Annotated in this window: 20 protein-coding genes and 2 tRNA genes; 15 read left to right on the top strand and 7 right to left on the bottom strand. The window is 64.7% G+C overall.

The window, feature by feature from the left end:
• The first annotated feature begins 173 nt into the window (after positions 1 to 173).
• The 10 genes from dnaA to E3T22_RS15120 all read left to right on the top strand — a co-directional run bounded on the left by dnaA (position 174) and on the right by E3T22_RS15120 (position 11115).
• Positions 174 to 1595: a chromosomal replication initiator protein DnaA gene (gene dnaA / locus E3T22_RS15165; protein WP_088454781.1), complete on the top strand. Its 1422-nt coding sequence runs from the start codon at positions 174 to 176 to the stop codon at positions 1593 to 1595.
• Between the two features lie 365 nt (positions 1596 to 1960).
• Positions 1961 to 3109, top strand: coding sequence for a DNA polymerase III subunit beta (gene dnaN / locus E3T22_RS15160; RefSeq protein ID WP_088454782.1), 1149 nt, complete (start codon positions 1961 to 1963; stop codon positions 3107 to 3109).
• Positions 3110 to 3152: 43 nt separating this feature from the next.
• Positions 3153 to 4040, top strand: coding sequence for a phosphogluconate dehydrogenase (NAD(+)-dependent, decarboxylating) (gene gnd / locus E3T22_RS15155; protein ID WP_088454783.1), 888 nt, complete (start codon positions 3153 to 3155; stop codon positions 4038 to 4040).
• A 6-nt stretch (positions 4041 to 4046) separates the two neighbouring features.
• Positions 4047 to 5240 (top strand): DNA replication/repair protein RecF, encoded by a 1194-nt coding sequence (gene recF / locus E3T22_RS15150; RefSeq protein WP_088454784.1) that lies wholly within the window; start codon positions 4047 to 4049, stop codon positions 5238 to 5240.
• A complete protein-coding gene (locus tag E3T22_RS15145) occupies positions 5233 to 5721 on the top strand; it encodes a DUF721 domain-containing protein (RefSeq protein ID WP_088454785.1) in 489 nt (162 codons plus the stop codon). Before recF ends, E3T22_RS15145 begins: the two co-directional genes overlap by 8 nt.
• Before the next feature lie 121 nt (positions 5722 to 5842).
• Positions 5843 to 7822, top strand: coding sequence for a DNA topoisomerase (ATP-hydrolyzing) subunit B (gyrB, locus tag E3T22_RS15140; protein ID WP_088454786.1), 1980 nt, complete (start codon positions 5843 to 5845; stop codon positions 7820 to 7822).
• 82 nt (positions 7823 to 7904) lie between these two features.
• Positions 7905 to 10397, top strand: a complete 2493-nt coding sequence (gene gyrA, locus E3T22_RS15135; RefSeq protein WP_241983703.1) for a DNA gyrase subunit A — start codon at positions 7905 to 7907, stop codon at positions 10395 to 10397.
• A complete protein-coding gene (locus E3T22_RS15130) occupies positions 10390 to 10797 on the top strand; it encodes a DUF3566 domain-containing protein (protein WP_088454787.1) in 408 nt (135 codons plus the stop codon). The genes gyrA and E3T22_RS15130 overlap by 8 nt, the downstream gene beginning before the upstream one ends.
• Positions 10798 to 10881: 84 nt before the next feature.
• Positions 10882 to 10955, top strand: a tRNA-Ile gene (locus E3T22_RS15125).
• Between the two features lie 87 nt (positions 10956 to 11042).
• Positions 11043 to 11115 (top strand) — tRNA-Ala (locus tag E3T22_RS15120).
• 246 nt (positions 11116 to 11361) lie between these two features.
• On the opposite strand, the gene E3T22_RS15115 is transcribed toward E3T22_RS15120, so the two are convergent.
• Complete coding sequence (locus tag E3T22_RS15115; RefSeq protein WP_088454788.1) at positions 11362 to 11898, bottom strand: hypothetical protein; 537 nt, start codon at positions 11896 to 11898, stop codon at positions 11362 to 11364.
• A 123-nt stretch (positions 11899 to 12021) separates the two neighbouring features.
• Between E3T22_RS15115 and E3T22_RS15110 the strand changes: the two genes are divergently transcribed.
• Entirely contained in the window at positions 12022 to 12561 is a 540-nt protein-coding gene (locus tag E3T22_RS15110; RefSeq protein WP_088454789.1) for a peptidylprolyl isomerase, read from the top strand.
• Positions 12562 to 12575: 14 nt separating this feature from the next.
• Positions 12576 to 13421: a rhomboid family intramembrane serine protease gene (locus tag E3T22_RS15105; RefSeq protein ID WP_088454790.1), complete on the top strand. Its 846-nt coding sequence runs from the start codon at positions 12576 to 12578 to the stop codon at positions 13419 to 13421.
• Positions 13422 to 13571: 150 nt separating this feature from the next.
• Here the strand turns inward: E3T22_RS15105 and E3T22_RS15100 are convergent, their stop codons facing one another.
• Positions 13572 to 13814, bottom strand: a complete 243-nt coding sequence (locus tag E3T22_RS15100; protein ID WP_088454791.1) for a cell division protein CrgA — start codon at positions 13812 to 13814, stop codon at positions 13572 to 13574.
• An 85-nt stretch (positions 13815 to 13899) separates the two neighbouring features.
• Between E3T22_RS15100 and E3T22_RS15095 the strand changes: the two genes are divergently transcribed.
• The 3 genes from E3T22_RS15095 to E3T22_RS15090 are packed head-to-tail and all read left to right on the top strand — an operon-like array spanning position 13900 to position 15543.
• Positions 13900 to 14700 (top strand): class E sortase, encoded by an 801-nt coding sequence (locus E3T22_RS15095; protein ID WP_241983699.1) that lies wholly within the window; start codon positions 13900 to 13902, stop codon positions 14698 to 14700.
• A 46-nt stretch (positions 14701 to 14746) separates the two neighbouring features.
• Positions 14747 to 14908, top strand: a complete 162-nt coding sequence (locus E3T22_RS19095) for a hypothetical protein (RefSeq protein WP_165787924.1) — start codon at positions 14747 to 14749, stop codon at positions 14906 to 14908.
• Complete coding sequence (locus E3T22_RS15090; RefSeq protein ID WP_088454792.1) at positions 14905 to 15543, top strand: aminodeoxychorismate/anthranilate synthase component II; 639 nt, start codon at positions 14905 to 14907, stop codon at positions 15541 to 15543. The genes E3T22_RS19095 and E3T22_RS15090 overlap by 4 nt, the downstream gene beginning before the upstream one ends.
• Positions 15544 to 15647: 104 nt before the next feature.
• On the opposite strand, the gene pknB is transcribed toward E3T22_RS15090, so the two are convergent.
• The 5 genes from pknB to E3T22_RS15065 form a co-directional block, all read right to left on the bottom strand.
• On the bottom strand, positions 15648 to 17345 hold the full coding sequence (pknB, locus tag E3T22_RS15085) for a Stk1 family PASTA domain-containing Ser/Thr kinase (protein ID WP_121678457.1): 1698 nt from the start codon (positions 17343 to 17345) through the stop codon (positions 15648 to 15650).
• 81 nt (positions 17346 to 17426) lie between these two features.
• Complete coding sequence (locus E3T22_RS15080) at positions 17427 to 19166, bottom strand: protein kinase (RefSeq protein ID WP_088454794.1); 1740 nt, start codon at positions 19164 to 19166, stop codon at positions 17427 to 17429.
• Positions 19163 to 20614: a penicillin-binding protein 2 gene (locus E3T22_RS15075; RefSeq protein ID WP_134479620.1), complete on the bottom strand. Its 1452-nt coding sequence runs from the start codon at positions 20612 to 20614 to the stop codon at positions 19163 to 19165. The genes E3T22_RS15080 and E3T22_RS15075 overlap by 4 nt, the downstream gene beginning before the upstream one ends.
• A complete protein-coding gene (locus E3T22_RS15070) occupies positions 20615 to 22015 on the bottom strand; it encodes an FtsW/RodA/SpoVE family cell cycle protein (protein ID WP_088454796.1) in 1401 nt (466 codons plus the stop codon).
• Positions 21999 to 23228 carry a PP2C family serine/threonine-protein phosphatase gene (locus E3T22_RS15065; RefSeq protein WP_088454797.1) on the bottom strand — a complete coding sequence of 410 codons (1230 nt, stop codon included), beginning with the start codon at positions 23226 to 23228 and terminating at the stop codon, positions 21999 to 22001. Before E3T22_RS15065 ends, E3T22_RS15070 begins: the two co-directional genes overlap by 17 nt.
• Position 23229: the final 1 nt, after the last annotated feature.

The raw sequence follows: 23229 nt of genomic DNA, 5'->3' as shown, positions 1-23229 counted from the left end.
ACTACCGTGAGGACAAGTTATCCACAGGTTGTGGGTAAACCCTGAGAATCCAGTTGTTATTTGCCCACAGGCGGTGGATAACGTTGTGGATGAATCGTCCGATGGGCATTCTGTGTCCACCCGCGAAGGCTCTCTCAGGGCGGCAAACGTACAGATGAAGATTGTGGGAAACCATGCCAGACGGGGAACAGCCCATCAGCGAGACATGGCGGTCAGTTCTGACCATTCTGGAGTCGGACGACACGGTCACTCCGATGCTGTACGGCTTCCTGAACCTGGTCGAGCCCAAAGGCATCGCGGCCGGCACCTTCTACCTGGAAGTCCCGAACGAGTTCACCGCGAGCATGCTCAACGTGCGCATGCGGGTTCCCCTTCTCACGGCCATGGGCCAGCTCAGCGAATCGGTCGCTGTCACCACGTTCTACGTCGTGGTCAATCCCGAGCTCGAGCAGGAGTCCCTGCGCCCGGTTCAGGAACCCATCGAACGCCAGCCTGACATCGAGACGCCGGCCACGCCGCAGTCGGTTTTCGAAAGCACTCCCCCTGAGCGCCCCCACGACACCCGGCTGAACTCCAAGTACAGTTTCGACAACTTCGTCATCGGACAGTCCAACCGGTTCGCACATGCCGCGGCCGTCGCCGTGGCCGAGGCTCCGGCCAAGGCGTACAACCCGCTCTTCATCTACGGTTCCTCCGGCCTGGGCAAGACCCACCTGCTGCACGCCATCGGCCACTACGCGATGAGTCTGTATCCGGGCATCCGTGTGCGCTACGTCAGTAGCGAGGAATTCACCAACGACTTCATCAACTCGATTGCCAACAACCGCGGCTCCGCCTTCCAGAACCGGTACCGCAACATCGACATCCTGATGATCGACGACATCCAGTTCCTGCAGGGCAAGGCGGAGACCCAGGAAGCGTTCTTCCACACCTTCAACACCCTGCACGATCACAACAAACAGGTCGTCATCACCAGCGACCTGCCGCCGAAGGCCCTCACCGGGTTTGAAGACCGCATGCGGTCGCGCTTCGAGTGGGGCCTGATCACGGATGTCCAGGCTCCTGACCTGGAGACCCGCATCGCGATCCTCCGCAAGAAGGCGCAGAGCGAGAAGCTGCAGGTTCCGCACGACATTCTCGAGTTCATGGCGTCGAAGGTGTCGTCGAACATCCGTGAACTCGAGGGCACCCTGATCCGGGTCACCGCGTTCGCGAGCCTGAACCGCACCCCGGTGGACATGAACCTCGTGCAGACGGTGTTGAAGGACGTGATCACCCTCGACGAGGACAACGTGATCGCTCCGGTGGACATCATCACGAACACCGCGGACTACTTCAAGCTCACCGTCGACGACCTGTACGGTTCGTCACGTTCGCAGGCTGTGGCCACCGCACGACAGATCGCAATGTACCTGTGCCGGGAACTGACGAATCTCTCGCTCCCCAAGATCGGCCAGCTGTTCGGCAACCGCGACCACACGACGGTGATGTACGCGAACAAGAAGATCAGCGAGCTCATGAAGGAACGCCGATCCATCTACAACCAGGTGACGGAACTGACAAACCGCATCAAGCAGGATCACCGTTACAAGTAAGAGAAAATTTTTTTGTGTTTCGTACCTGTGGATAACCCTGTGGAAACTGCCCGGACAACTTGGCACAATCTGTAGAAACGCACGGCTCGCTTGTGAAAACTCTGAATTACAGAAACAAGTTCGTGTCATTCATTGGGCTTACCGCTCACAGGGCGTCCACAAGTTACAAGTTTGTAGTTCCCAGTCGCTGAGCGCTATCCACCGAGTTATCCACAGTTTCCACAGCGGTTAAGAAGATTAACGATTAACTTCATTAGCTCCAGGTCCAACAACCTTTACTCGCCGAGGCTCACAAGAAATGGGCAGCGGATAAACCCGACTAGCATTGAGGCCGTATCCAGGTCTCCACCGACAGGAGTGACTTCGTGAGATTTCAGGCCAATCGGGATGTCTTCAGCGAAGCCGTATCTTTCGCTGTCAAGCTCCTTCCCCAACGCACCACCCTGCCCATTTTGAGCGGCGTCTTAATCGAAGCGACAGAGACCGGCCTGATCCTGTCCTCGTTCGACTACGAAGTGTCGGCCCAGACCGAGATCGCCGCCGATGTCGAAGAGACCGGCAAGGTGCTCGTCTCCGGACGCCTTCTGGCCGAGATCGCCAGCCGGATGCCGAACGCTCCGGTGCGGTTTTCCACCAACGAGTCCCGGATCACCGTGAGCTGCGGTACCGCGAACTTCACCCTCCTGTCTATGCCGGTAGAGGAATATCCAAGTATTCCCCAGGTCAGCGCCCAATCCGGCCTGGTACCCGCCGAGGAATTCGCCGCGGCAGTCTCGCAGGTCGCTGTCGCCGCATCCCGCGATGACGTCACCCCGGTGATCACCGGCGTACAGCTGCAGATCACCGAGAACAGCATCAGCCTCGTCGCCACCGACCGTTACCGTGTCGCCGTTCGCGAGATCGACTGGGACCCGGGAGCCAACCAGGCCCAGGAACCGATCACGGCCCTGGTGCCGGCACGGACCCTGCAGGAGGTCGGTAAGACCTTCGGCCACAGCGGCACGATCTCGGTGGCCATCACCAACACCGACGACCGCGAACTGATCGCCTTCACCGCGGATAAGAAAACCGTCACGTCGCTGCTGATCAAGGGCAACTACCCGCCGGTGCGTCGCCTGTTCCCGGACAACGTCGACAACTACGCCGTGATGAACACCGCCGAACTGATCGAGGCCACCCGCCGCGTGCAGCTGGTGCTGGAGCGGGAGGCGGCCCTGCGGTTCAGCTTCACGTCCGACGGTCTCACCCTCGAGGCCATCGGCTCGGAGCAGGCCCAGGCCTCTGAGACCATCGACGCGATCCTCGCCGGCGGCGACACCGTCGTCTCTCTCAAACCGCAGTTCCTGCTGGACGGCCTCGGCGCCGTGCACTCCGAGTTCGTGCGCATCTCTTTCACCAAGACCGAGAACCCCAACAAGCCGGGACCCGTGCTCATCACGAGCCAGACGTCGCGCGAGCAGCCGGGCGCCGACAGCTACCGGTACCTGCTGCAGCCGAATCTGCTCCTGCGCTAAGCCGCCGGCCTCACCAGCACGACACGAACCACGAAGGACTGCCATGCACATCGGAATCGTCGGCCTGGGCAAAATGGGCGCCAACATGCGCGACCGCCTGCGCGCCGCCGGTCTGACCGTCACCGGCTACGACCGCAATCCCGAGGTTTCCGACGTCGCCGGCACCGCCGAGCTGGTCGAGGCGATCCCGTCTCCCCGGCTGGTCTGGGTCATGGTTCCGGCCGGAGCCATCACCACCGCGGTGATCGCGGACCTGGCCACGAAGCTCTCCCCCGGCGACCTGGTCATCGACGGCGGCAACTCCAGGTTCACCGACGACTTCACCCATGAAGCGCTGCTCGCCGAAAACGGGATCCACTACGTCGACGCCGGTGTTTCCGGTGGGGTCTGGGGTCTCACCAACGGATTCGGCCTCATGGTCGGCGGTTCCGCCGCCGATGTGGAAACGGCCATGCCGGTCTTCGACGCGCTGCGTCCGGAGGGCCCGCGCGAGGAAGGCTTCGTGCACGCCGGCAAGGTCGGCGCCGGTCACTACGCCAAAATGGTGCACAACGGCATCGAATACGCGCTGATGCAGGCCTATGCCGAGGGCTACGAACTGCTGGAGAAGCGCGACGACCTCATCCAGGATGTGCCCGGCATTTTCACGGCCTGGCAGCGCGGCACCGTCGTGCGGTCCTGGCTGCTCGAACTCCTGGTGCGTGCCCTCAAGGACGACCCGCAGCTGGGCGACATCGAAGGCTACGTCGAAGACTCCGGCGAGGGACGCTGGACCATCGAAGAAGCCATCAACAATGCCGTTCCGGTGCCCGCGATCAGCGCGTCGATCTTCGCCCGGTTCGCCTCCCGCCAGGATGATTCCCCGGCCATGAAGGCGGTGGCCGCGCTGCGCAACCAGTTCGGTGGGCATGCCATAAAGAAGGCAGACTGATCCCGAGTGCGGGTCACACACCTCTCCCTCACTGACTTCCGCAACTATGCGCAAGCCGAAGTCCCGTTCGGCCCCGGACCCAACCTGATCGTCGGCCGAAACGGCCAGGGCAAGACAAATCTGGTCGAGGCGCTCGGATTCCTCAGCACCCTGAGTTCGCACCGGGTGTCCCAGACCGGGGCGATGGTGCGCTCCGGCGCAGAGTCCGCGATCATCCGCGCACGCCTTGAGTACAACGGCCGGGACATCCTCGCTGAGGTGCAGATCAACCGGTCCGGACTCAACCGGGCCCAGATCAACCGGTCGGTCATCAAGACCCGGGAACTTCCCCGCTATTTCTCCAGCGTGCTGTTCGCACCGGAAGACCTTGCCCTGGTGCGCGGCGACCCGTCCGGTCGTCGACGATTCCTCGACCAGTTGCTGGTGTTGCGGAGCCCCAGGCTCTCCGGGGTGCTTGCCGACTATGACCGGGTGCTGAAACAACGCAATACCCTGCTCAAGTCCGCCAGGGCCTCCGGTTTGAAGACCACCCAGCTGGGCACCCTCGATATCTGGGACGAACGGCTGGTGGCACTGGGCTCCGAAATCATCGATGCCCGCGCGGATCTGGTGGCTGAGCTGATGCCGCCGCTGCAAAAGGCGTACAAATCGGTTGCCGGCGCGGATCACGGGCCGAACCTGGTCGCGTCGCTGAGCATTCTCGGTGCCGATGAGGAAGCCGACGAGACCGCCTCCCCCGCCGCAGCTTCGCCGAGTGCGAGCTCCGGTTCCGCGACGGCCGACACCTTCCGCACCGCGCTGGCCGGTCTGCGGCGCAAGGAACTGGACCGCGGAATGACCCTGGCCGGACCGCACCGTGACGATCTGGTCTTCGAACTCAACAATCTGCCGGCCAAGGGCTATGCCAGCCACGGCGAATCCTGGTCCTTCGCGCTTGCACTCAAACTCGCGTCGGCGGAGCTGCTCCGACGAGATTCCTCCAGTGGTGACCCGGTGCTGATCCTCGACGATGTGTTCGCCGAGCTCGACCAATCTCGCCGCCGGCGCCTCGCCGAAGCCGTCACCGGCTACGAACAGGTTCTGATCACGGCCGCCGTCTTCCAAGACGTCCCTGCGGTGCTCGCTGCCCACGCCATCCACATCCACGCCGGCGCCGTGGTCGCTGCGCCCGAGGCCGAGAGCGGGACGGTCCGTGGCTGAACACAGTGAAGCCGCCAAGGTATACCTCCGGTTCAAGGATGTCTTCGGCGACCCGAACGCCAAGCGAACCCGCGCCAGGCGCAAGGCCAGCCCTCAAATCGGGTCCAGCGTGCCGTTCGGCGCCGGCCGGGACCCGCGGGGACTGGGCGAAACCATTAATTCGCTCACCGCGCAGCTGGGCTGGAATTCACCGATGGCCCAGTCGGACCTGCTCGGGTCCTGGATCGAACTCGCCGGTGAGGAAACCGCGAAACACTCCACCCCGGCCGGTATCGACGAGGGCATCCTGACCGTGCACTGCGAGTCGACGGCGTGGGCAACCCAGCTGCGCATGATGCGGGTGGAAATCATGACTCAGATCATGCAGAAGTTCCCGGATGCCGGCATCGCCGCAATTCGTTTTCAAGGACCCAACGCCCCCTCCTGGAAAAAGGGTCCCAGATCAATCCCAGGGCGTGGTCCACGCGATACCTATGGCTAGGTAGCCAAAACAGGTCACCCTTACGAATAAAACGCGTCAAACGGCGGTTTTGGCCGTTGGGGCTTGGGGTGTTTGGTAGGCTGAGGGGTCGCCTGTGCGACGGTCAGGAGCCCAATTTCACATGACAATTGAACCGAAAACTGAGCCGGAGCAGCACGCTTACGGCGCAGAAGACATCCAGGTTCTCGAAGGCCTCGAAGCTGTTCGCAAACGACCCGGAATGTACATCGGTTCAACCGGTCCACGCGGTCTGCACCACCTGGTCTACGAGATCGTCGACAACTCCGTCGACGAGGCCCTGGCCGGCTATTGCGACACCATTGACATCCGTATTCTTCCCGATGGCGCCGTGCGCGTGCAGGACAACGGTCGAGGTATCCCTGTCGATATCCACAAGGCGGAAGGCAAGTCCACCGTCGAGGTCGTCCTGACCGTGCTGCACGCCGGTGGAAAGTTCGGGGGCGGCGGTTACGCGGTCTCCGGAGGACTCCACGGCGTCGGCAGCTCGGTGGTCAACGCGCTCTCCAGCCGCCTCGAGGTCGAGGTGCGCCGGCAGGGCCATGTGTGGCGCCAGAGCTTCCACAACGGTGTGCCCAACGAGTCACTGCACCAGGACGAGGTCTCCGACGAGACCGGGACCACGATCACCTTCTGGCCGAGCTCGGAGACCTTCGAGACGACGGTCTTCGACTACGAAACCCTGCGCGCGCGCTTCCAGCAGATGGCGTTCCTCAACAAGGGTCTACGCCTCACGCTCACCGACGAGCGTGCGGACAGCCTGGACGCCGAGGACAAGCCGCTCAGCAACAGCTTCATGTACGAGCAGGGCCTGATGGACTACGTGGCCTACCTCAACCGGGCCAAGAAGGCCGAACTGGTCAACGAGGAGATCATCTCCTTCGAGTTCGAGGACACCGAGAAGAAGATCGCCCTAGAAGTGGCTATGCAGTGGACCACCGCGTACACCGAGAGCGTGCACACCTACGCGAACACCATCAACACCCACGAGGGCGGTACCCACGAAGAGGGCTTCCGTGCGGCGCTGACCACCCTGGTGAACAAGTACGCGCGGGAAAAAGGCATCCTGAAGGAAAAGGACGACAACCTCTCCGGCGACGACGTGCGCGAAGGCCTCACCGCCGTCGTCTCGATCAAGCTCGCCGAACCGCAGTTCGAGGGCCAGACCAAGACCAAGCTGGGCAACACCGAGGCCAAGGCATTCGTGCAGCGGGTCGTCGGCGACCAGCTTTCCGACTGGTTCAACCGCAACCCGGTTCAGGCCCGCGAGATCATCCGCAAGTCGCTGCAGGCCGCGACCGCCCGGATGGCCGCTCGCAAGGCCCGCGAGACCGCCCGACGCAAGGGCCTGCTCGAGGGTGGCGGCATGCCGGGCAAGCTCAAGGACTGCCAGAGCAAGGACCCCGCCGCCTCAGAGATCTTCATCGTGGAGGGCGACTCGGCCGGCGGCTCCGCCGTGCAGGGCCGCAACCCGGAGACCCAGGCGATCCTGCCCCTGCGCGGCAAGATCCTCAACGTGGAGAAGGCGCGCCTGGACCGTGCCCTCGGCAACGCCGAAGTGCAGGCGATGATCACGGCGTTCGGCGCCGGCATCGGTGAAGACTTCAACCAGGACAAGGTGCGCTACCACAAGATCGTGCTGATGGCCGATGCCGATGTCGACGGCCAGCACATCACCACCCTGCTGCTCACCCTGCTCTTCAGGTACATGCGTCCGCTGATCGACCTCGGCTACGTGTACCTCGCGCAGCCGCCGCTGTACCGACTCAAGTGGTCCAACTCCGCCCACGAGTACGTGTACTCGGATGCGGAGCGGGACGCCCTGCTCGCCGACGGCGCGGCCGCCGGCAAGCGGATCCCCAAGGACAACGGCATCCAGCGCTACAAGGGCCTGGGTGAGATGGACTACAAGGAGCTGTGGGAAACCACGATGGCTCCCGAGTCCCGCACCCTGCTCCAGGTGACCCTGGACGACGCGGCAGCCGCCGACGAGATTTTCTCCACCCTGATGGGCGAAGACGTCGAATCCCGACGCAACTTCATCCAGAAGAACGCGAAGGACGTGCGTTTCCTTGACATCTGACGACACCACAGGCACCACGCCGGAAGCCCCCGACGCGGCCAGCGTCGCGGCAGCTGCCGCGCACCTCACCCAGCACGGCAAGATCGACCAGGTCGACCTGCAGCTGGAAATGCAGCGTTCCTACCTCGACTACGCCATGAGCGTCATCGTCGGGCGCGCGTTGCCGGACGTGCGTGACGGCATGAAGCCCGTGCACCGCCGCGTGATCTACGCCATGTACGACGGCGGATACCGCCCCGACAAGGCGTTCTCCAAGTGCGCCCGCGTGGTCGGCGACGTGATGGGCCAGTTCCACCCGCACGGTGACTCCTCGATCTACGACGCACTCGTGCGCCTGGTGCAGCCGTGGAGCCTGCGGTACCCGCTGGCCCTCGGCCAGGGCAACTTCGGCTCCCCCGGCAACGACGGCGCCGCCGCCCCGCGGTACACCGAAACCAAGATGGCTCCGCTGGCCCTCGAAATGGTCCGCGACATCGACGAAGACACCGTCGACTTCCAGGACAACTACGACGGCCGGACCCTCGAGCCCACGGTGCTGCCCGCCCGCTTCCCCAACCTGCTGGTGAACGGCTCCGTCGGCATCGCCGTCGGTATGGCCACCAACATCCCGCCGCACAACCTGCGCGAGGTCGCCGCCGGCGCCCTGTGGTATCTCGAGAATCCCGACGCCAGCCGCGAAGAGCTGCTCGAAGCGCTGATCCAGCGCATCAAGGGCCCTGACTTCCCCACCGGCGCGCAGATCCTGGGCATCAAGGGCATCCAGGACGCCTACCGCACCGGACGTGGCTCGATCACGATGCGCGCCGTGGTGAGCATCGAGGAACTGCAGGGTCGCACCTGCCTGGTGATCACCGAACTGCCGTACCAGGTGAACCCGGACAACCTGGCGATCAAGATTGCCGACCTGGTCAAGGACGCCAAGATCACCGGCATCGCCGACATCCGCGACGAGACCAGCGGCCGTACCGGTCAGCGCCTCGTTATCGTGCTCAAGCGCGACGCTGTGGCCAAGGTCGTGCTGAACAACCTCTACAAGCACACCCCGCTGCAGGAGAACTTCGGCGCGAACATGCTCGCGATCGTCGACGGCATCCCGCGCACCCTGGCCCTGGACGGCTTCATCACCGCCTGGGTGTCGCACCAGATCGACGTCATCGTGCGCCGTACCCAGTTCCGGTTGAACAAGGCTGAGGCGGATGCCCACATCCTGCGCGGCTACCTCAAGGCGCTCGACGCGCTCGACGAGGTCATCGCCCTGATCCGCCGCTCCCCCACCGTTGACGACGCCCGTGAGGGTCTGATGGACCTGTTGACGGTCGACAGGCTCCAGGCCGACGCCATCCTGACGATGCAGCTGCGCCGCCTTGCCGCTCTCGAGCGACAGAAGATCATCGACCAGGCCGCCGAACTCGAACTGCAGATTGTCGAATTCAAGTCGATCCTGGCGAGCCCCGAGCGTCAGCGCACCATCGTGAGCACCGAGCTCGGTGAGATCACCGATAAGTTCGGTGACGACCGCCGCACCGAGATCATGTTCGGCTTCGACGGCGACATGTCGGTCGAGGACCTCATCCCCGAAGAGGAGATGGTGGTCACCGTCACCCGCGGCGGCTACATCAAGCGCACCCGCAGCGACAACTACCGCAACCAGCACCGCGGCGGCAAGGGCGTCAAGGGCGCCCAGCTGCGCGCCGACGACGTGGTCGAGCACTTCTTCGTCACCACGACCCACCACTGGCTGTTGTTCTTCACGAACACCGGCCGGGTCTACCGGGCCAAGGCCTATGAAGCTCAGGAATCCGGTCGGGACGCCAAGGGCCAGCACGTGGCCAACCTACTCGCGCTGCAGCCGGGCGAGGAGATCGCCCAGATCCTGGATATCCGGGACTACGGCGTGGCCCAGTACCTCACCCTGGCCACCCGTGACGGCCTGATCAAGAAGACCGCGCTCAGCGAGTACGACACCAACCGCACCGGCGGCATCATCGCGATCAAGCTGCGCGAGGGCGACGAACTCGTCTCCGCGCTGCTCGTCGACGAGGATTCCGATCTGTTGCTGGTGTCGAAAAAGGGCATGTCCATCCGGTTCACCGCCTCCGACGAGGCGCTGCGCCCGATGGGCCGCAGCACCTCCGGCGTGATCGGTATGCACTTCCGTGGCCAGGACACCCTGTTGGACGCGTCCGTGGTCTCCGACGACGGGTTTGTGTTCGTCGTCACGGAGGGCGGCTACGCCAAGCGCACCGCCGCCGACCAGTACCGCCTGCAAAACCGCGGCGGACTGGGCATCAAGGTGGCCAAGTTGAACGATGACCGCGGCGATCTGGTCGGTTCTCTCATCGTCGACGAGGAGGACGAGGTTCTTGTGGTCCTTGCCAGTGGCAAGGTGGTACGCTCTGACGTCGCCGAAGTGCCGGCCAAAGGCCGGGATACCATGGGCGTCGTTTTTGCAAAGTTCGCGACCGAAGATCGAATCATCGCCATCGCGAAGAACACCGAACGCAATCTGGTCGCCCTCGAAATCGAGGCGGCCACCGAGATTGATTCGGGGAAAGTAGAATCAGCAGATGAGTAGTGTTGCCGAGAAACTGGCCAAAAAGTCGAGTCGGGGTGCAATGTCGTCCAAGCAGGTACGTCTGAAGCTCGTGTACATCGACTTCTGGTCGGCCGTCAAGCTGTCCTTCCTGATCGCCGTGTGCCTGGCCGTGGTGACCATCGTCGCCACGTTCCTCACCTTCACGGTCCTCAATGGAACCGGCATCTTCACCCAGATCGACGCCCTGTACACGGATATCGCCGGGAGCGCGTCCGAGCTCACGACGATCCTGTCGATCGGCAACGTGATGGGCTTCGCCGTGGTCGTCGCCGTCATCAACACCGTCGTCGTCACCGCGCTGGGCGCAATCTTCGCCGTACTGTACAACCTGAGCGTCAAGGTCACCGGAGGCCTGCTCGTCGGATTCACCAACAACTGACGGATGTGTGCCCAATCGATGGTCGCTTGCGGCCTCGATTGGGACTTTTCGCCAGTTTCCGTTAGTCTGAAACCTGCCCAATGGGGGGATATAGCTCAGTTGGTTAGAGCGCTTCGCTGATAACGAAGAGGTCCCAGGTTCAAATCCCGGTATCCCCACGCAGTACCTCAACACCGTGTCCGTAAACACCGTGTACTTCATAGCCTTACATCTCCGCCAGATTCTCACCCGTGAAGATCCGGTTCGGGGCCATAGCTCAATTGGTAGAGCGCCTGCTTTGCAAGCAGGAGGTCCGGGGTTCGATTCCCCGTGGCTCCACAGAAGAAAACCCCCAGTCGGCACTGCCGGCCGGGGGTTTTTTTGATTGTCCCCTCTTCGAGCCCCGCCAGTGGGCTTCAGTGGGCCTCTGTACACCGCAGGATGCGCTCGGGCTACCCGCATCCATGCCGGCATGCGCGTCCGCTCACACCAGCACCCAGCGCCGTTGAAGGTATGGTCGGGCGAAGGAGCACAAAAGAGGGCCCCCGTCGTATGACGGGGGCCCTCTTCGGTAAAGTGCCGGAGCTAGATGTCCGAGGACTTCTCGATCGGCGAGTCAAGCAGCGACTCGTCTTCGGAGACCCACAACTCATCGTCGGCACGGAAGGTCTGCCAAATGGCGTAGGCGACCCCGGCGGCGGCAGCGATGCCGACTCCGATGGCGATGTACGTGCCCGCGCCCAGACCCTGCTTCTCAATCACGACGGGCTTCTGGAAGCGAACCCGGTTGAGAGCGGCGATGCGCGCGTCCTTGGCGATATCCCCCACTGACATGACAGTGCCCAGTGCGGTTCCGATCCCCGGCAGAACCTTGTCAGTGACCTGGTGGCGAACTCCACCGGCAAAATCTTGGGTAGCGTGCACGCCGGGGAGCAGGTAGTGCTCATATCCCTGGCGAACGCGGGGTACAACTTCTTCACGAGTGAGCACACCAGCCTGACGGCCGGCTTCACGTGCAATCTCGTTGGCGCGGTCGAGAACTTCCTGCTGATTACTCCACAGTTCGTCCGCGCTCTTGCGCAGACGAGTGAGTTCCTTTCGGCGCTTGCGTGACAGGCTCATCTGGACCCTCCATCGTTTCTTGTGGTGAACACTGCCCATCTTGCCACTGAATACCCTGTGAGCGCTCTGAATGCCTGACCGGCATACGGATTCGGATAAAGCTGCTGTGCAAGAATTGTCCCTATGTCTAAGCACACTGCCGTCGCCACGCTCAATACCACCCTCGGACCCATCAAGGTCAACCTCTTCGGGAACCACGCTCCGAAGACCGTCAAGAACTTCGTCGGCCTCGCCACCGGCGAAATCGAGTGGAAGCACCCGGCCACGGGAAAGACCTCCAACGACCCGCTGTACAACGGCACCGTCTTCCACCGCATCATCAAGGACTTCATGATCCAGGCCGGCGACCCGCTGGGCCAGGGCACCGGCGGACCCGGCTTCCAGTTCGACGACGAGATCAACCCCGAACTCGACTTCACCCAGCCGTACGTCCTCGCCATGGCCAACGCCGGCATCCAGGGCGGCCGCGGCACCAACGGTTCGCAGTTCTTCATCACCGTCGTGCCCACCACCTGGTTGCAGGGCAAGCACAGCATCTTCGGCGCCGTCGAGGACGAGGCGTCCCGTGCGATCGTCGAGCAGCTTGCTGCCGTGCCGACCGATGGCCGCGACCGTCCGCTCACCGACGTCGTCATCGAGAGCATCACCGTCGAGCAGGTCTAGGACCACCCCCGCTCATGAGCCTGCCCGGAACCGCCGCCAACTTCTGTTACCGGCATCCGGGCAGGCAGAGTTTTATCCTCTGTCAGCGCTGTGGACGCACCATCTGCCCCGAGTGCCAGACCCAGGCCGCCGTCGGTGTCATCTGCCCCGAGTGCATGCGCGAGCAACGCCAGAGCGCGCCCCGCACCAAATCGGCCGCCCGCACCCGGCTCGGCCGCATGACCGCTGCCGGCGAGCCGGTGGTCACCTATTCGATCATCGCCCTGACTGTCGTGGTTTTCCTGCTGCAGCTCGTTCCCGGGCTCGATGTCACCAACCGGCTGCTCTACGCCGGCCTGTACTCCTACCCGGTCGCCTTCGAACCGTGGCGAATGCTGACCAGCATTGTTGTGCACTCCACGGGGTTCTTCTTCCACGTGCTCCTGAACATGTACACCCTGTGGATCTTCGGCCAGATCCTCGAGCGGATGCTCGGACGCGGCCGATTCCTCACGCTCTACCTGCTCAGCGGCCTGGCCGGTTCACTGGGCGTGCTGTTCCTGGCCGACCCGCGCGTGGCCGTGGTGGGCGCCTCCGGGGCGATCTTCGGCCTGATGGGCGCGTTCCTGGTCATCCAGCGAAAGCTCGGCGGCAACGCCACCCAACTGTTGATCCTGGTGGGGATCAACCTGGTGATCGGCTTCCTGCCCGGGCTCAACGTCGCCTGGCAGGCCCACGTGGGTGGTCTCATCGGCGGTGCCGTCATCGGCCTGATCTACGTGCAGACCCGCCAGCGCAGTAAGCGGACCCTGCAGTTGGCCCTGATCGGCGGTTTCGCTGCCCTGCTTGTCGCCTTGAGCCTGACCAAGCTGTTCGTCTAGGCGGCCCGGCGACTGAGTTTCCCCAGGGTTATCCACACCCCGGGAGAAAGTTATCCACAGGAGTTTCCACATTGGGGATAATTACACTGCTGTAATTGACTACCCGAACGGGTGGTTAATTCACGCGGAACGGGTGGTGAACAACCGGGCTCAGCGCCAGCGGGTGGTCATCAGGAAGCCGATGAAGGCGATCCCGAAACCGACGAGGATGTTCCACGATCCGAACGCTGCGACGGGTAGGGCGCCCTGGCTCACGTAGAAGACGATGATCCAGGCCAGCCCGATGAGCATGAAACCGAACATCACGGGCTTGAACCAGACGGCGTTCGGGGCTTCCTCGCCCGCGCGGGCCTCGGGGCGGGCGGGCTTGGTTCGGGGATTTGTGCGTGCCATGCCTGCGATTCTAGCGTCACTGCCTGCGCGGGCCTGCCGGAACTGTCGGCAGATCACCATGTGCGCCCCGATTAGAATCGACTGCATGACCGAGTCGGCCAAGACCGAAGTTGCGGCCCTGCGCGGGCGGAGAGCCCTTCGCGGGCCGAAGGCGCGGGTGCGCCCCCGGGTGAGCGTGTTCGGCGTCCTCGGTGAACTGCTGATCACGGGCGGCGTGCTCGTGCTGCTCTTCCTGGGTTGGCAGCTCTGGTGGAACGACGCCGTGATGGCTGCCTCCCAGTCGCGTGCGGCGGAGTCGATCAGCCAGGGCTGGGTCGAAGACGTCAAGCCAGACCCGGCACCGGCTCCGGCTGCCGAGACGGGATTCGGCAATCCCGTGGTTGCGACGGCCCCCGGTGATCAGACGGCCTTCGCCGTGCTGTACGTGCCGCGCTTCGGCGACACCTACAAGCGCACCATCGCCGAGGGCATCGGCACCAATGTACTGAACAGCCCCGACCTCGGCATCGGCCACTACCCGGGCACCCAAATGCCCGGGGAGGTGGGTAACTTCGCGATCGCCTCCCACCGCAGCGCCAATGGCGGCGGGATGCACCTGATCAACGAGCTGCAGCTGGGCGATGCGATCTACGTGCAGACCGCCGACGGCTACTACACCTACAGGTTCCGCGACATGGAGTACGTGCCGCCGAGCGCCGTCGAGGCCATCGCACCGGTCCCGCACAACCCTGACGGCACACCGGTGGATCGGCTGATCGCCCTCACCACCTGCAACCCGCTGTTGTCCACCGCTGAACGGATCATCGCTTACGGTGTGTTCGAGTCCTGGCAGCCAACCTCGGCAGGGCCGCCGGCCGAGCTGGCGGCTCTGCTCCCGGCCGCTTAGCGGCCCCTCCCTCCACCCGCGACACAGAAGACCGAAGGAACATCCGATGTACGCAGCAATCTGGCGCCTGATGCCCGGACCGGTCTGGGTGCGCATCCTGCTCGTTCTGGTGCTCCTGGCCGCGGTGCTCTATTCCCTCGCCACCTGGGTATTTCCCTGGGTCGACACGATGGTCAACAACCAGGAAGTGACGGTGGGCGTCCCATGACCCGCATCCTTGTAATCGACAACTACGACAGCTTCGTCTACACCCTCAACGGATACCTGCGGGAGCTGGGCGCCGAGACCGAGGTCGTGCGTAACGACGCCTTCCCGGCCGCGGATGTGGCCGCCCGCCTCGCCGAGTTCGACGGGGTGCTCGTCTCCCCCGGCCCCGGCAAGCCGTCCGACGCCGGGGTATCGATCGCGGCGGTGGAAGCGGCCCTCGCGACCAATCAGCCGTTGTTCGGGGTGTGCCTGGGCCACCAGGCCATCGCCGAGGCCTTCGGTGCGACAGTCACCAACGCCGAAGAGCTCATGCACGGCAAGACCTCGCAGATCACTCACGACGGCAGCGAGTTCTACGACGGGGTGCCCCAGCCCTTCACGGCCACCCGGTACCACTCCCTGGCCGTGGTGGACGGAACCGTCCCCAGCGATCTGGTAGTGACCTCGCGCACCCAGGGCGGAGTGATCATGGGACTGCGGCACGTCTCGGCGCCGATCCTCGGGGTGCAGTTCCATCCGGAGTCGGTGCTGACGGAGGGGGGCTACCTGATGGTGGCCAACTGGCTGGCGCTGGCCGGCCTGCCCGATGCGCGCGAGACGGCCAAGCACCTCACCCCGATGCTCAAGCTCAACTGACTGCTCCGCGGCCTCAGGTGGTCCGGACAGGATCGAGGGCGTGCCCAGTGCACGTCGAGCCTGTCGAGACCCGGTGAGACGGCCTGCGCGGCGTTGGCGGCTGGTTAGCCGGCGCAGTAGATCAGGACGACCTCAGACTTCTGCGGCACATCGCCGGGTGGCAGCGACTGCTTGGTGACCGGTGAGCCGTCGGCGCTGTCACAGGTGTAGTCGGGCTCGAGCTCCAACTCCAGTTGCGTGTTGTCGGATTGCAGGAGCGCGGTGGCCGCGGTGAGGGCCTGGCCGACGACGTTGGGCATGGTCACCAGGCCGCTGGACACCGTGAAGTCCACCGTGGAGCCGACCGGCGTCTTCTCTTCCGGAGCCGGGATGGTCTTCAGCACGATGCCCTCCGGAACGTCCGGAGAGTTCTCGGTGGTCACCGAGCCAGACACGAAGCCGCGTTCGGTGAGGAACGGTTCGGCCGCAGCGAACGGCTGCGTGGTGGTATCCGGCATATCGACAAGCTCAGCGCCAGACGACACGTAGACCTTGACGACGGTGGCCGGCGGTGCGATGGTGCCGGACGGCGGATCGGTGCGGATGACCTCGTCCTTGGCCACGGTGGGACTGCTCTCTTCGGCCTTCGTGGCGGCGAGATCCAATTCCAGCAACGCATCCTGAGCGTCGTCGTAGCTGAAGCCGGTGAGGACCGGAACCCGGCGTGACGTGTCGGGCAGGTTGTTGCTGGGGGTGAGACTCAGCGCCCAGAACATCACGGCGATGACGATGACGATGACACTGACGATGCCGGCCCAGATCCAGATCACCGGGGGGCGACGCTGGGTACGGTCCATGGTCTGGTCTTCGGCAAGCTGTTTGAGGGCGAGCTCCGAACTCGATTCCACCTCTGGAGGCGCGCCGAACAGGCCGCCGGCGACATCGTCCGCCGGGCGTTTCACGGGAATGTGGCCGGCGCCGGCCGTTTCGACGTCGTTGCGGAACTCGACGGCGCTCTGGTAACGGCCGAAGCGGTCCTTGGCCAGGGCGTGTACCACTACGGTATCCAGCGCGGGGGACACCTTGGGGTTGATGGAGCTGGGCTTGACCGGGGCTTCGCTGACATGCTGGTACGCCACGGCGACGGGGGTGTCGCCCCGGAACGGTGGGCGGCCCGTAAGCATTTCGAAGAGCACCACACCGCTGGAGTACAGGTCGGTGCGGGCATCCACCGACTCGCCCTTGGCCTGCTCGGGGGAGAAGTACGAGGCGGTGCCGAGGATGGCGGTGGTCTGGGCGACCGTCGTGGCGGAGTCGGAGATGGCCCGGGCGATACCGAAGTCCATCACCTTGACCTGGCCGGCCTTGGTGATCATGATGTTGCCGGGCTTGATGTCCCGGTGCACCACACCGGCACGGTGCGAGTACTCCAGGGCGGTCAGGACCCCGTCGATGATGCGCACGGCCTCGACGGAGTCGATCGGACCCTCACGGATGATGTCCTTGAGCAGACGCCCGTCGACGAACTCCATGATGATGAACGGGATCTGCGATTCGTTGCCGTTGTCCTCGGTGATGGTTTCTTCGCCGGCGTCGAAGACCCGAACGATCGTCGGGTGCGCCATTCGCGCGGCGGCCTGGGCTTCTTGGCGGAACCGGGTGCGGAAGGCGGGGTCCGCGGCGAGGGAGGACTTGAGGAGCTTGATGGCCACCGTGCGGCCGAGCCTGGAGTCGGTGCCGATGTGCACGTCGGACATGCCTCCGCGGCCGATCGACGCCCCCACGCGGTATCGACCAGCAAGCAGACGGCCCTCATCACTCAATGCAAAACTCCCTGCTCGCGGACAATGTTGATCATTTTAGTCAAGATCCGGTGGGCACCGGCGGGCGCCCACCGGGTGCACCTACCCTGCAGGCGTGGTGGGGGTCGGGACGGGCACAACCGGCGCCGTCACGGTGACCGTGCTGGCGCCCGAGTAGTCGGAGGCCGTCTCGCCGCAGAAGTACCGGAACTTCACGGTGAAGTTTCCGGTGCCCGCCGTGACGGTGGTCGTGGTCGTGTCCGGCCCGGTGCGAGCGGGGGAAGAGACCCCGTTGCCCTCGGCGAGCAGCTCGTAACCGGAGAGCTCCTGGCCGGCCGGGCAGGACTGCCCCGGCCAGGTGACCGTGACGGTACCGGCGGGAGCGACGGTGGACGGCGTGGCCGACGGCGTGCCTGAGGGCGCGTCGGGGAGCGCGGGAATGAAGTCGGAATAGACCCGCACCTCGATCGGCGTGCCCTCGGCGACCCGACCCGTGGGGTTGATCCCGTAGACCCTGTCGACCTGGTCGGCGTCGGGCGCGGCCTTGTCCGCCACCACGTTGGCGCTGAGACCGAGCTCGCTGAGCCGGTCCCGTGCCTCAGAGCTGGTCATACCGAGGAACTCGTTCTGGTCGAGTTCCACCATGTTTGTGGACGGCGTTGGTGTCGGCGTGGGCGTGGTCTTCGGCGGAGTCGGCGTCTGGGAGGTTACCGTGGGTTCCGGTTCCGGCGTGGCGGCGGGCTGCATGAACAGCGTGACCAGGGTACCGACGAGAACCAGACCGAGGATGGAGATGAGCGCCACCAGCGGCCAGGTCCAGGGACTGCGCTTCTTCTTTTTCTTGGGATCCGCTGCGGCTGCCGCGGCGGCCGCCTCAGCGCGGGTGCCCGGCTGTGTCACACCGGACGCTGACGGCATCAACTGGGTGGTCTGGTCGTTGCCGGCACCGGGCATCAGCATGGTGGCCGCTGTGGGCGTGAGGCCCGTCATGACGGCCGGTACGGATGCGGCAGCGGCCGCGACGTCACCGCGGCGGAGCGCGATGGCGGCACGAGCCAGGTGCGCCGCCGAGGCGGGGCGCTCGGCTGGGTTCTTGGCCAGGCAGGAGATCACCAGGTTACGGACCGGCTCCGAGACCGTTTCGGGCAGGGGCGGTGGTTGCTCGTTGATCTGAGCCATCGCGATCGCCACCTGGGACTCGCCCGTGAACGGGCGCCGGCCGGCGAGGCTTTCGTAGGCGACGATGCCCAGGGAGTAGATATCGGTGGTCGGCGAGGCCGAGCGTCCGCTCGCCTGTTCGGGCGAGAGGTACTGCACCGTTCCCATGACCTGGCCGGTCGCGGTGAGGGGAACCTGGTCGGCGATACGTGCGATGCCGAAGTCGGTGATCTTGACGCGGCCCTCTGGGGTGATCAGCAGGTTGCCCGGCTTGATATCGCGGTGCACGAGCCCGGCCGCGTGCGCGGCATGCAGGGCGGCGGCGGTCTGCGCGACGATGTCGAGGACCTTGTCGGCGGGCAGCGTGTGCTCGCGTTCGAGGATCGTGGAGAGCGCCTCACCGGGCACCAGCTCCATGACGAGGAAGGCGCTGCCGTCTTCTTCGCCGTAGTCGAAGACGTTGGCGATGCCCTCGTGGTTCACCAGGGCGGCGTGCCGGGCCTCAGCGCGGAAGCGCTCGAGGAATCCAGGGTCGCCAAGGTACTCGTCCTTGAGGATCTTGATGGCGACTGTGCGCCCGATCACCAGGTCGACGGACTGCCAAACCTCGCCCATACCGCCGATGGCGATGCGGGATTGCAGCTCGTATCGTCCCCCGAAGGTGAGCCCTGCTGTGGGTCTCATTTATTCAGCACCGCCTCTAGTACCTGTTTCGCTATCGGTGCGGCAAGCAAGTTGCCGTACCCCGTCTGACCGAGTCCCCCGCCATCTTCGATGAGAACGGTGATCGCGTATTGCGGGTCTGCCGCGGGGGCGAATCCGGTGAACCACAGTGTGTATGGGTCATCGGCGCCGTTCTCCGCAGTCCCCGTTTTTCCCGCCACGTCGACTCCGTCTATTCTTGCATTGCTCGCGGCCCCGTCCTGGACCCCGTTGACCATCATCTGGGTCATGGTCGCCGCGGTTTCGGCGCTGAGCACCCGGTCGGCGGCGACGGGTTCGAAGGTCTGCAACGGGCTGAGGTCCGGTGCCAGGATTTCATCGACCAGGTTGGGCTGCATTTCGATACCTCCATTGGCGATCGTCGCTGAGACCAGCGCCATCTGCAGTGGTGTGGCGCGCACGCTGGTCTGGCCGAAAGCCGACAGGGCAGTCTGCGCGTCGTCGGGGTCTTCGGGATACTCACTGGCGGTGACCGACAGGGGGATGGTGAATTCGGAGTTGAAACCGAACTTCTCTGCCATGGCGCGGATGGCGTCATCGCCGAGCGCCAGGCCGAGCTCGGCCATGGGGATGTTGCAGGACAGTTTGAGCGCCGTGGCGATGGTGACGGTGTCGCCCGAACCGCAGGTGCCGCCGCCGGAGTTGATCACGACGGAGCTGGAATTGGGCAGCGTCCAGGTCGCCGGGTTCGGGAACGTGCTCTCCGGGGTGTACTGACCCGATTCCAGGGCCGCGGCCACCACCACGAGCTTGAACACCGAACCGGGCGGGTTGAGCGAATTGATGGCCCGGTTGATCAGCGGGTTGCCCGGAGCGTTGACGAGGGCGTCGTAGGTGTCGTTGACCGCGGCACTGTCGTGCACGGCGAGGGTGTTGGGGTCGTAGCTCGGCTTGGACACCATCGCGAGCACCCGGCCGGTTTTGGGCTCGGTGACGACGACGGAGCCGGTGTTGTCGCCCAGCGCATCCCAGGCGGCCTGCTGCGCGACCGGGTCGATGCTGGTCTCGACCGAGGCGCCCGTGGGGTCCTGGCCGGTGACCAGGCTGGAGACCTGGTCGAAGAACTGCGCATTCGAGGTGCCGCTGAGCTCGCCGTTGAGGGCCTGCTCCAGCCCGGTGGGCGCACCGTTGACCGGGATGAAGCCGGTGATCGGGGCGTAGAGCAAGCCGTTGCTGTAGGTGCGCTGGAACTTGTAGTTGTCATCGACCGGCATCGACTGGGCGATCGGCTCGCCGCCGGCGAGGATCGCGCCGCGCTCGACGGAGTAGCTGTCGAGAAGGGTGCGGGTGTTCCGGTCATCCGCCGCGAGGTTATCGGCCTGGAAGACCTGCACGACGGAGGTTGATCCGAGCAGGGCGGCGAACATGAGCATCACGACGATGCTCACGCGCTTGAGTTCACGATTCATCTAGACCACCAGCCGAGGTTGGTTGCGCACAGTGTCGGACAATCGCAGCAGCAGGGCCACGATGATCCAGTTGGCGACGAGGGAGGAGCCACCGGCGGCCAGGAACGGGGTGGTGAGGCCGGTGAGCGGGATGACACGGGTGACACCGCCGATGACGATGAAGCACTGCAGGGCGATGACGAAGGAGAGTCCGACGCCGAGAAGCTTGCCGAAGTCGTCTTGACCGGCGAAGCCGATACGGAAGCCGCGGGCGACCAGGAGCAGGTACAGGGCCAGGATCGCGAAGACGCCGGCCAGGCCGAGTTCTTCGCCGAGGCTGGCGATGATGTAGTCGCTCTGGGGGACCGGGGTGAGTTCCGGACGGCCCTGGCCGAGGCCGGTGCCGATCAACCCGCCCTTGGCGAGGCCGAAGAGACCCTGAACGAGCTGGTAACTGCCGCCGGCTGCGTCGTAGACGGCCGGGTTGAGCGCATCCAGCCAGTTGGTGAACCGGCCGTTGACGTACTCGAGGGTCTGGCTGGCGATGAGGGCCCCACCGAGGAACAGGCCCATGCCCAGCAGCACCCAGCTGAGCCGGCCGGTGGCGAGGTAAAGCATCACCAGGAACAGTCCGAAGTACAACAGGGCTGTGCCCAGGTCGCGCTGGAAGATGATGACCGACATGGACAGGGCCCAGACGACCAGGATCGGGCCGAGGTCGCGCAGACGCGGGAAACGCATTCCCAGGAACTTTTTGCCGACCATGGAGAGGCTGTCGCGGTTGCGCACGAGGTAGCCGGCGAAGAACACGGCCAGGGCGATCTTGGCGATCTCGCCGGGCTGGAAGGTGGCGAACGAGCCGAAGCCGATCCAGACCCTGGCACCGCTGACCTCGCGGCCGAGACCGGGAACCAGCGGCAGCAGCAACAACAGAACGCCGACAAAGCCGGCGACGTAGGTGTACCTGAACAGCACGCGGTGGTTGCGGATGATGAGGAGCACGGCGATGGCGAGGGCGATGGCCAACCCGCTCCACACGGTCTGCCGCACGGCGGCGCTGGCCCAGCCGGCCTCCTCGTTGGCGATATCGATGCGGTAGATCATCGCGATGCCGATGCCGTTGAGCAGGGTGGCGATGGGCAGGATGAACGGGTCGGCTTCCCGCGCGACAAAACGCAGCACGATGTGCATCGCGAACACCAGGCCGGACAAGCTCGCGCCCAGGAGCACCAGGGTGGTGTCGATCTGGCCGAGTGCGCCCAGCTGCACGAGCACGACGGCGCCCAGGTTGATGCCGCAGGCGAGGATCAGCAGAAACAGCTCGAGATTGCGCAGCTTCTGAGGCAGGTGCAACCGGCGGATTTTGCCGGTCTGCGGGGCCGCCTCGCGGGCATCCGAGGTCGTTTTACTCTGCCGGGGCATTGCTCAACCGTTCCACGATGAGTTTGGCGTCTTCCAGGGATGACGCGTTGATGGTGCGCTCCACCAGCTGGCGGTCGTAGACGCGCAGCTGGTTCAGCTCCAGGTTGGTGTCTTCGTAGACGCTGGAGAGTTTAAGCGGGCCCAGATCCTGCTGGATGCCCTGGTAGATCGCGACGGTGCTGCCTTCGACGCCGACGAAGTACCGGCTCTGCGTCCACTGGTAACCCAGCAACGCGGCACCGACGATGGTCACGATCAGCAGCACGATGGCAGCCAGCCAGGTGACCTTGCGGCGTGTGGCGCGTCGCGCGTCTTCCTCGATGAGTTCGGACAGGTAGTCCTGGGAGTCGGGTTCGAAGTGGGTTTCCCGCACGGGGTGCAGTCGCAGCGAAGGGATGCGGGGTGCGCGGGTGCGCACCGGCTCCTCACCGAACGCCAGCGGCGCCGCGGCGGAGCCGACCACGATCGGCTCACCCAGTCGTTCTCCGCCGGAACCGATGTCGACGACGACGATGGTGACGTTGTCTGGCGCGCCGCCGTCCAGGCTCTCCTTGACCAGGCGGTCGGCAACGGCCTGCGCATCGAGCGAGGATCGGAGGGCGTTGCCGATGCCCGTGTTCGACACCACGCCGCTCAGCCCGTCGGAACAGATCAGCCAGCGGTCGCCCGCCCGGGTGGCCAGGATCGAGGTGTCGATCTCCGGAGAGGACTCGACGTCGCCGAGCACCCGCATCAGCACCGACCGGCGCGGATGCACCATGGCTTCGGCCTCGGTGATGCGACCGCTGTCGACGAGGCGCTGCACGAAGGTGTGGTCGGTGGTGATCTGCGACAGCTCACCGTCCCGGAACAGATAGATCCGGGAATCACCGATGTGCGCGATGGCGACCTGGTCATCGAGCACCACGAGGGCGCTGACGGTGGTGCCCATGCCGGTGAGTTCGGCGTGCTCGAAAACAGTCTCGGCCAACTGCGAGTTCGCGGCGATCAGCGCAGCCTGGAGCGCGAACTCGGCGTCCTGAGCCGACAGGTAGGCCGTGTCGGCCTCCATGATGCGCTTGGTGGCGATGGCCGACGCCACGTCACCACCGGCGTGTCCGCCCATGCCGTCGGCCACGACGAACAGGGTGTGTCCCGCGTACCCGGAGTCCTGGTTGTTGGACCGAATCTTGCCAACGTTGGACGCGGCTGCGCTGTGACTAACCGATGCCATG

Origin of the sequence: Cryobacterium sp. TMB3-10 (assembly GCF_004402305.1) — a bacterium.
Lineage (GTDB): Bacteria > Actinomycetota > Actinomycetes > Actinomycetales > Microbacteriaceae > Cryobacterium > Cryobacterium zongtaii.
This window is presented reverse-complemented; position numbering and strand designations above follow the sequence as displayed.

Bases quoted from the DNA above. Each gene is read 5' to 3' on its own strand.
- E3T22_RS15110 (WP_088454789.1), top strand. From the start codon at position 12,022: ATGTCTAAGCACACTGCCGTCGCCACGCTCAATACCACCCTCGGACCC.
- E3T22_RS15075 (WP_134479620.1), bottom strand. From the start codon at position 20,614: ATGAATCGTGAACTCAAGCGCGTGAGCATCGTCGTGATGCTCATGTTC.
- E3T22_RS15070 (WP_088454796.1), bottom strand. From the start codon at position 22,015: ATGCCCCGGCAGAGTAAAACGACCTCGGATGCCCGCGAGGCGGCCCCG.
- dnaA (WP_088454781.1), top strand. From the start codon at position 174: ATGCCAGACGGGGAACAGCCCATCAGCGAGACATGGCGGTCAGTTCTG.
- E3T22_RS15115 (WP_088454788.1), bottom strand. From the start codon at position 11,898: ATGAGCCTGTCACGCAAGCGCCGAAAGGAACTCACTCGTCTGCGCAAG.
- E3T22_RS19095 (WP_165787924.1), top strand. From the start codon at position 14,747: ATGTACGCAGCAATCTGGCGCCTGATGCCCGGACCGGTCTGGGTGCGC.
- gyrB (WP_088454786.1), top strand. From the start codon at position 5,843: ATGACAATTGAACCGAAAACTGAGCCGGAGCAGCACGCTTACGGCGCA.
- gnd (WP_088454783.1), top strand. From the start codon at position 3,153: ATGCACATCGGAATCGTCGGCCTGGGCAAAATGGGCGCCAACATGCGC.
- E3T22_RS15065 (WP_088454797.1), bottom strand. From the start codon at position 23,228: ATGGCATCGGTTAGTCACAGCGCAGCCGCGTCCAACGTTGGCAAGATT.
- E3T22_RS15095 (WP_241983699.1), top strand. From the start codon at position 13,900: ATGACCGAGTCGGCCAAGACCGAAGTTGCGGCCCTGCGCGGGCGGAGA.
- E3T22_RS15130 (WP_088454787.1), top strand. From the start codon at position 10,390: ATGAGTAGTGTTGCCGAGAAACTGGCCAAAAAGTCGAGTCGGGGTGCA.
- E3T22_RS15090 (WP_088454792.1), top strand. From the start codon at position 14,905: ATGACCCGCATCCTTGTAATCGACAACTACGACAGCTTCGTCTACACC.
- E3T22_RS15100 (WP_088454791.1), bottom strand. From the start codon at position 13,814: ATGGCACGCACAAATCCCCGAACCAAGCCCGCCCGCCCCGAGGCCCGC.
- E3T22_RS15105 (WP_088454790.1), top strand. From the start codon at position 12,576: ATGAGCCTGCCCGGAACCGCCGCCAACTTCTGTTACCGGCATCCGGGC.
- E3T22_RS15080 (WP_088454794.1), bottom strand. From the start codon at position 19,166: ATGAGACCCACAGCAGGGCTCACCTTCGGGGGACGATACGAGCTGCAA.